This is a genomic window from Vibrio sp. 10N.222.55.C6, from assembly GCF_041473395.1.
GTDB classification, from domain to species: domain Bacteria; phylum Pseudomonadota; class Gammaproteobacteria; order Enterobacterales; family Vibrionaceae; genus Vibrio; species Vibrio crassostreae_C.
On record NZ_JBFRSD010000040.1, the window covers coordinates 20,259 to 28,157 of the forward strand.

At 46.0% G+C, this 7,899-nt stretch carries 4 protein-coding genes; 3 read left to right on the forward strand and 1 reads right to left on the reverse strand.

The window, feature by feature from the left end; translation table 11 throughout:
* Positions 1-167: 167 nt before the first annotated feature.
* Genes AB4486_RS21005 through AB4486_RS21015 form a run of 3 tightly spaced genes read left to right on the forward strand, consistent with a single transcriptional unit; the run spans position 168 to position 5,369 of the window.
* Entirely contained in the window at positions 168-1,814 is a 1,647-nt protein-coding gene (locus tag AB4486_RS21005) for an ABC transporter ATP-binding protein (protein ID WP_017066510.1), read from the forward strand.
* Positions 1,811-4,063, forward strand: a complete 2,253-nt coding sequence (locus tag AB4486_RS21010) for an ABC transporter transmembrane domain-containing protein (RefSeq protein WP_017064446.1) — start codon at positions 1,811-1,813, stop codon at positions 4,061-4,063. Before AB4486_RS21005 ends, AB4486_RS21010 begins: the two co-directional genes overlap by 4 nt.
* Positions 4,056-5,369, forward strand: coding sequence for an HlyD family type I secretion periplasmic adaptor subunit (locus tag AB4486_RS21015; RefSeq protein WP_017061737.1), 1,314 nt, complete (start codon positions 4,056-4,058; stop codon positions 5,367-5,369). Before AB4486_RS21010 ends, AB4486_RS21015 begins: the two co-directional genes overlap by 8 nt.
* 76 nt (positions 5,370-5,445) lie before the next feature.
* Here the strand turns inward: AB4486_RS21015 and AB4486_RS21020 are convergent.
* Positions 5,446-7,899: VCBS domain-containing protein (locus tag AB4486_RS21020; protein WP_372118498.1), on the reverse strand; the 2,454-nt coding region annotated here is incomplete at its 5' end.

Genomic DNA, 7,899 nt, shown 5'->3' on the forward strand with positions numbered 1-7,899 from the left:
AACGAGCGTTTGTAAGGAGCGTTTTTAAGGTACGGGTATAGCCACAGATTTGTGTAGAAAGATCTGTGTCATATTTATATTGAAAAACACGTTAAATCAGTCCGTTACCTTGCAATACTCAACATGGTGTACCAATCTTATTTCATAAGCATGGATAAGGATTGTGTATGCCCGCAAGTTCAATGAAAAACAAAGGGGTGGTGGGGAAAGTCTTACTGCCTTCTTTACTCATAAATCTTCTCTCTCTCGCCGTTCCGTTAACGGTTTTGCAAATTTACGATCGTATTTTACCTAACCAAAGTTACGGTACTGCCACTTTGTTGTTGGCGGGTGCAGCGTTGGCTGTTGCCATGGAAGCATTGATCCGGTTTGTGCGTACTTGGCTTTTGTCAGCCGCGGCCAGCAATACCGAGAAAGCGACCTATCAAACTTTGGTTGAAAGAGTAACAACGGCTTCATCAGGCCATCTCCGCCACATTGGTGTTGGCGGCGTGGAAGAGGGGCTTGGTTCTGTTTCCAAAGTCAAAGATTGGTATTCCGGTGGTGTGATTGCAGGCTTTATTGATTTGCCTTTTGCCTTGATCTTCTTGGGCTTGGTGGCTTACATCGGCGGTGAGCTGGTGGCGATACCTTTGGCAGTTTGGCTGATTACTCTCGGAATCGTTTGGTTATCTTCTATTCGCGTTAAAAGCTTAAGTGAAGAAGCTTCCCAAGATGAGCAGGAGCGAAAAGCGTTCTTGATTTTACTGAGCCAAACCATTCAAGGAATCAAACGTCAGGCTGTTGAGTCTCGAATCTTCAATCAGTTTAAATCCCTCAATAACGTTCGCTCTCAGTCTAAAGCGAGAGAAGAAGAACAGAACGCCTTTGCCCAAGAATGTATTCAGCTTGCCGCATTAGCCACGTCAGTTTTACTCGTAATTACGGGGAGCTTGTGGGTGTTGGATGGTCAGTTAACTACTGGTGGCTTGGCGGCATGTTCTATCTTATCTGGCAGAGCGGTTGCGCCTTTGAGTGCTCTGGTTGGGGTTAGAATCAAGCTTAATTCAATACACAGTGCCAATCAGGCAATAGAAAAATTGAGTGACTTATCATTATCGGAATCTTCAGATTCTGAGCAAGTTGAGAACCACTTATCTGACTTTGAGACGTTGGAAATCAAGCAAGCGACCGTTGAAAGATATGGTGAACTCTCTCATGCAGATGTCACACTGAATAAAGGTGAGTTGGTTTTGTTAGAGAGTGAGGATCGCCACACCAACAGTCATTTATTGTCGTCGATTGCAGGTATTGATGATCTAAAAGCGGGTGAGTGCTTCATTAACGGAGCTGCAGTTTCAATCGCATCCGTAACCAATATTGCTGCCTACTGTGGCGTTAAAGGGCAGTTGGTGTCGGGTACTATTCTCGACAACTTGTGCGGGTTTGACCCTGAGAAAACGCAAAGCGCCAGTGACTATGCAAAGCGTTTGGGTTTAACCAAAGAGATTACTCGATTACCCGATGGACTAGAGACACAAATTGGCCATACGAGTGCTTCTTTGTTGAGTATGGGTAACGTGAAAATGCTCAATATCGCGGCTCAATTGGCAAGTGATAAACCCATAATCATGTTGGAAAGGCCGGATTCTTCACTTGATTTAGACGCCCTTGGGAATCTAGCTAAGGTGTTGGAAGAAGAAGTAACGGCAGGACGCACGATACTGATGGTGAGCTACCATTCGAAGCTTCGCGAATTTGCTAATCGAATCATTACAGTGGAAAGTCGAGCTATTACGGTCGACAGCGAGAGCAATCAGGAGGCCGTCGTATGAATCGTTTAGATATTGGTAACCCTTCAGGTACGAACAACCGTGCAGATACCAGCGGTCGACAAGAGGTGATGAATCATTTAGAAACCGAGAGCCTTTCCGTTCTTAAGCAGTTGGAAGTTAATGCTAATATCCAGTTGTTCGCACATCAATGGGTCGATGAAAATGGCATTGAATCAATCGACGATATGTTTGCCTTGTTCGACAGGCTTGCACTGCCTTATCGCTTGGTTGCCAACCTAGATGAAGTTGGTGAACATAAATTGGTCTTACTGGTACTTGGTGAACATGAGCTGGTCTCTGGTCATTTGGAATCCAAGCAATTTGTTGCCTTTAATGCCAATAACGACATCACCGATGTCCCTCAGTTTTGTATTGTTATCGAAGGGCCACCATTAGAGAAGGCCTCTCCTGATTGGGTTGGTGAAAGGTTACATGCGTTTCGCCCCATCATTCCTAAATTGTTATTGGTCAGCTTTATCACTAACTTATTTGCGCTTGCTGTTCCCTTCATCACGATGTCGATTTATGACCATGTGATTGGTGGTGATGCAGGGCATGAGTTGCAAGGTATCGCCATTGGCGCGGCGTTGTTGTTTGTGATGATGGGTTGGTTGAGAACATTACGTAGCCGAGTGTTTGCTTCAGTTTCCAACCGAGTAAGTCGTGAGATTTCTCAATCCCTCGTGCAGCGTCTGCTTCGTAATAGCTATGCTCAAAATCAGCAAACAGCTTCTTCTAGTCAGCAAAACCAAGTGATGTTGTCAGAGCGTATTTCAGGTGTGCTATCGGGGCCATTAGGAAATGCGTTATTTGACCTACCATTCATTCTAATTTTTGTACTAGCGATAGGAGTTTTAGGCGGATGGTTGGTACTGGTTCCAGTCGTCTCTTTAATCCTTTATTACTTGCTAGCAAAACGCTCGATACGCTCTAGCAGCAAGCGCTCGATGCAATCGACAGTCGCAGGTACGAATCGTCAAAACATGACTAATGAGCTGTCATCCAAGCTTGCCTTTATTCGCAGTGCTGGATTCTCAGAGCACTGGATTCAACGTTTCAAAAAAGCCAATCTTCTTGCTTCAACAGTGACCTTTAATCAATCGGTTCTCCAGAGTCGGTACACCTCGATTTACTATTTCATTGGTGTGGGCTCGACACTCGCCGTGATGGGGTTAGGCATAGGACTTATTTTTGAACAAGTGATGACGCCCGGTGGTTTGATTGCTTCAATGATGTTGATATCTAAGGTGACGGGTCCTGCTCAGGTGTTGGCAAACAGCGCGATGCGTTTTAATAGCTTTAATCAATCCAAGCTGCAAGTTAACCGTATTTTGTCTCAGCCGTCTGAGCGTGAATTCAGTTACCAGCATCACCCGTTACCCGTGGTAGCGCCTAACTTGAAATTAGACCAAGTGACGCTGCGCTATCCCAAACAGAGTCGCCCCGCTTTGAATGGTGTGAGTTTTGATATTGAAGCCGGTGAAGTTGTCGCGATTACCGGCCCTTCTGGGAGCGGTAAATCAACATTAATTGAAGTGCTGTCTGGCTTGCAGCCTATCCAAAATGGCATGGTCGAGCTTGAAGGCGTTAACCTCGTTCAATACGACCCGCAGCTATATCGCCACTGGTGTTTCATTCGAGCCGCATATCCTGATTTGCTTACGCTGAGTATTCGAGAGTGGCTAAACGACGGTCACAAAGTCGAAGATCAGAAAATGATCTCTGCAATTGAAATGGTCGGCGGAAAGCGTTGGTTCGAGACATTATCAGGTGGGCTCGATACTTCCATCAGCAGTATTCAACCGGACAGCCTTTTTGACATGTTGTCTGGCAGCGTCGCGCAGATCCTCATTGATGCAAAAGCGCTGGTTTATGACTACCCAATGTTCTTAATGGATAATCCTGTGCCTGATGCTCACCCAAATGCTAAACGTATATTTGGTGAGTTTGTGCAGTCGAAAAAAGGAAAAGCAACGGTGATTTACACGTCCCACGATCCGGATTTAATCAAGCTTGCCGATAAAGTGGTGGTATTAAATGAAGGTGCAGTGGTTTATGCCGGTCCATTAGAGCCGGAGCAGTCTTCGAAGCAGGAACAGCCTTCAGAGCCTCAAGCTTCTCAAGAACCGCAGTTATCTGAGCAACCGTTATCTCAAGAGCTACAGCCGTCAACTCAAGAGGCGTCTGCTCAACAAAATGCAGCCCAACAAGAACAATCAGAGTCTAAGCAAGGAGTCGCTAATGACTAAACAATCTATCGAGAAGGGCAAGCGCTACGGTGAGCTTGTTGAATCACAAAATACGGCTCGTACATTGGCGCTGGCCACATGGTCGGTTGCCTTATGTGTTATTGCTTTTGCCACTTGGTCTGTAGTCACTCAAGTTGATGAAATCGCCAAAGCCAAAGGTGCTGTGATTCCGGAAGGCGAGAAGCAAGTATTACAAAGTGCGATTGGCGGTAAGTTAAAGCAAATTCTTGTTAAAGAAGGCCAGTTGGTAGAGAAAGGCCAGCCGCTTGTTGAGTTTGATGCCACTTTCCAGCGTACCGCCCTTGAAGAGCTAAAGTCCCAACAAGTGACGCTTCTAGCCAGTGTGGAACGTATGAATGCGCTGCTTGAGCAACGTGAGCCTAACCTTGCTGAGTTTGAGGTCGATTACCCAGAGATCGTCAGCCAGCAAAAAGCGCAGCTGAACGCGCAAAAAGCCCTCTACTTCCAAAAGCGTGTGGTGCTTGAGAAAGAGAGCGAGCAAATTGCAGAGCAGCTTCGTAGCGTAGAAAAGGCCTTGCCGAGTTATGAGAAAGAGTTAAATGCGACTAAGCAAGAGTTGAACATACTGGAGAAGGGTTATAAAGCGGGTAACATTTCACGTTTACGTGTGCTTGAAATGCGACAAAAATTGGCCAGTATCGAACAGAAAATCGAAGAAGCTCGTGGTAAGAAGTCGGTATTGATTAGACAAGCTGACAGTAATGACCAAAAAATCATACAGCTTCTGGCGGAAGCGAAAGCTAAAGTGAGCGATGATCGTTCTAAAGCCGTATCTGACTTATCAGCATTGAATGCTAGAGTTCGTTCAAGCCAAGCTAAATTGACGAACACTATGTTAGTGTCACCGCTACAAGGCTTGGTGCAAAGCATACCAAGCACGCAGGATGGTGGTGTTATTCAGCCGGGTGGCACGGTAGTTGAAATTGTGCCTGTCGGAGGGAACGCTGACTTCAAAGCACGTTTGTCCCCAAGAGATATTGGTTTTGTGAGTGTTGGGCAGCCCACTCGAGTCAAGATTGATGCGTTTGATTACAGCCGCTTTGGGGCTTTAAAAGGGGCGGTAGAGAGTATTTCACCGACCACAAGTCAAAGCGAACGTGGCGAGATCTATTATGAAGTTGTAGTGTCGGTTGATACGCCTTACTTCCGTGATAACCCTGAAAGCTTTTCCATACTGCCGGGTATGACGGGTGAAGTAGACATCACAACTGGCGAGAAGTCGGTGTTCCAATACTTATGGAAACCGATTTATACCAATGTTAGCGTGGCGTTTGGAGAGAGGTAAAGTCCTCCACTCTGGCTTGCATAAAAAAGGAGCACATGCCGTGCTCCTTTTTTTATCTAACCGAAGGGGTGATGTTCTAGTTATTTGGGTCTATGTCAGGCAGTCCGTCAACGTCATTATGATGGTGTAAAGAATCATCAATAGATGGGTTATCGGTATGGTGAGACAGCCCATCACTCATACCATCGTCAGTTTGCTCAGCCCCATAAGCACTCTCGGCATCACTGAAAATGATATCGATATCATGCGCTACTGGTACATTGTGTGACGGTGAATCTATAGACGGCGAGTCAGCATTAATACCCAGAGCGTCTAGGTAAGCATGGGCACCAGAACGCTGTTCGTGTTCGCCTATCGCTGTATGTTCTAGGTTTGCCGTCACCTCATCAAAATTAAGAGTAACTTCATCAGGGGTGCTGAAAGAGGCATCCGGTTCATCCGCTTGGCTCATGCCGGGTGCTGGAGGAGGTGATGGAGCGATTGGCGATAAATCCATGCCAGTTAGTGTGGTTTGGTCAATGTGATGTCCGCTGTTTCCATGGACGGATTGCGAGTGCAAATGTAGGTGCACCGCGACTTGTGAGTTTTGATCGCCGCCTAGGGTTAAAACAAACGAGTCGGTTTCGTCTGTACCACTACCGTAAGAGCCTCCTGTATGTGTCTTAACGACGCCTGATGAAGTTTGTTGGTAATCGTAACTCAACTCTCCGGTTGCAGGATTGACATGCAAAGTACCAAATTGACCGTGTAATGCAGTGAGAGAGTGTCCGTGGTGATCTGATATTCCCCAGCCTGTCATTGGCGTAGGCGTTCCTTGGTGAATAATTGGAGGAATTCCGATTGAGGCATGCAGGTCCTGATTGCCTGCACTGCCGGTAATTTTTGCAGGGGCAACTAGGGTTGGCATTGGTGGAACATCGCTGTGTCCATCAATGCGCATTTCAACTTCTTGAGTTGTAATGCCCCCGTGTCCATCATCGACTAATAGAGAAAACTTATCGGTCAATTGTTCACCATTATTTAAAGCATTAACATGGCTATTGCTGTTATTAAGTGTGTAGACCCAAGTTTGTGTATTGCTATTATAGGTAACAGAACCATACTGTGGCTGATGTTGGCTATCAATACTGACAGAATGTTGATCGCTATGATCAACATCGCTGATAATAATTTGCCCAGAGGTCGCATTTGCAGCATCTTCATCAATGTTATGTGCACCTGCGATAACTTCAGAAACTGTTGGTTTATCATTAGTGCCATGCACATTGATGGTAATAATTTGTTTATCACCACCAGCGGTCGTTACTTCATATTGAACCTGCTCGACTTGCCCTGCCGCTAAGTGCTGAATATTGGCATTGGGAACCGAATAAGCCCAATCACCGGCTTTTCCAATGGTCAGATGACCGCCATAGGGATCACTGATCGCATGGGCATTACGAGTGTCGTAAAAATGATCTTCACCGGCATCAGGATCGATAACATTCAACACGCCAGTGACAAATATCGTATGTTGGGCATCACCTTGTACGTGGCGATCTTCTGTTATTTGACCGCTTTTATCTCCGGCGAAGATCGCAGCATCGCCAACTGCCGAGAGTGTTGTTGATGCACCGGTGTGGGTCACACCACCGTGGGCATCTTTGACGTCATAGCTAAAATGGACATCGCCGTTATAGTCTTTTTCTGGCGTAAAGGTAAAGGTGCCATCGCCATTAATTAATATCGAACCATGGTCGGCGTGTAGGTTCTCAATGGATAATTTGCCAATATCGTTATCATCGATATCAGTTGTGTTAGCAAGTAGCAGTGCTGGGGTGAGGACAATTTTGCTATCTTCTAAGCCATTCGCTAAACGCACTTCAGCCGAGGCAATTGGCGCATCATTGGTGCCATGAACGGTCACTGTGATATCTTTTTTAGCACTGCCATCAATAGATTCAACGGTAAAGGTTTGCTGGAAGCTTTCCCCTGCGCCTAAATGTTGGACTTTATCATTGTCAATATCGTATGACCAATGGCCCTTTGCGTTGATATTGAACCGACCACCTTCGGCGGTGGTGATGGTTTGTGCAATAAAACCGGCTTGATCGTGATCCGGGTCAATCACGTGTAACGTGCCGCCACTGCTGAGCTGATTAGTGGTATTGCCAAAGGAAGTGTGATCTTCGTAAACATGATTATTGAGGCTGGAGTAGGGCGTTACTTCAATTTTTGCTTGGTTATCTTCACCGGTCACCTTCACCATAATGGTGAGCTTTTGACCATCATTGGTTTCGATTTCGTAGGGGAGCTCCATCGACTCGCCAGCATGTAGGCTACCAATGAGATCGTCCGCATGACGATTGGTAACAGCTTCTAATCTGAATTGATAAGTGCCATTAGGCCAAACATCAAGGTGAGCAGGCTCAAACCCTTGGCCTAAATACTTCCCGCTAAAAACAAACTGAGTGTTATCACCACTATCAGGGTCAATTAGCTGAAGCTGGCCTCTATAGAATTTAAATTCACTATCCAGCGCTTGTGTTTC

What these genes read in the sequence shown, in the direction of transcription:
- AB4486_RS21005 (WP_017066510.1), top strand. Translation starts at nt 168, where the DNA reads ATGCCCGCAAGTTCAATGAAAAACAAAGGGGTGGTGGGGAAAGTCTTA.
- AB4486_RS21010 (WP_017064446.1), top strand. Translation starts at nt 1,811, where the DNA reads ATGAATCGTTTAGATATTGGTAACCCTTCAGGTACGAACAACCGTGCA.
- AB4486_RS21015 (WP_017061737.1), top strand. Translation starts at nt 4,056, where the DNA reads ATGACTAAACAATCTATCGAGAAGGGCAAGCGCTACGGTGAGCTTGTT.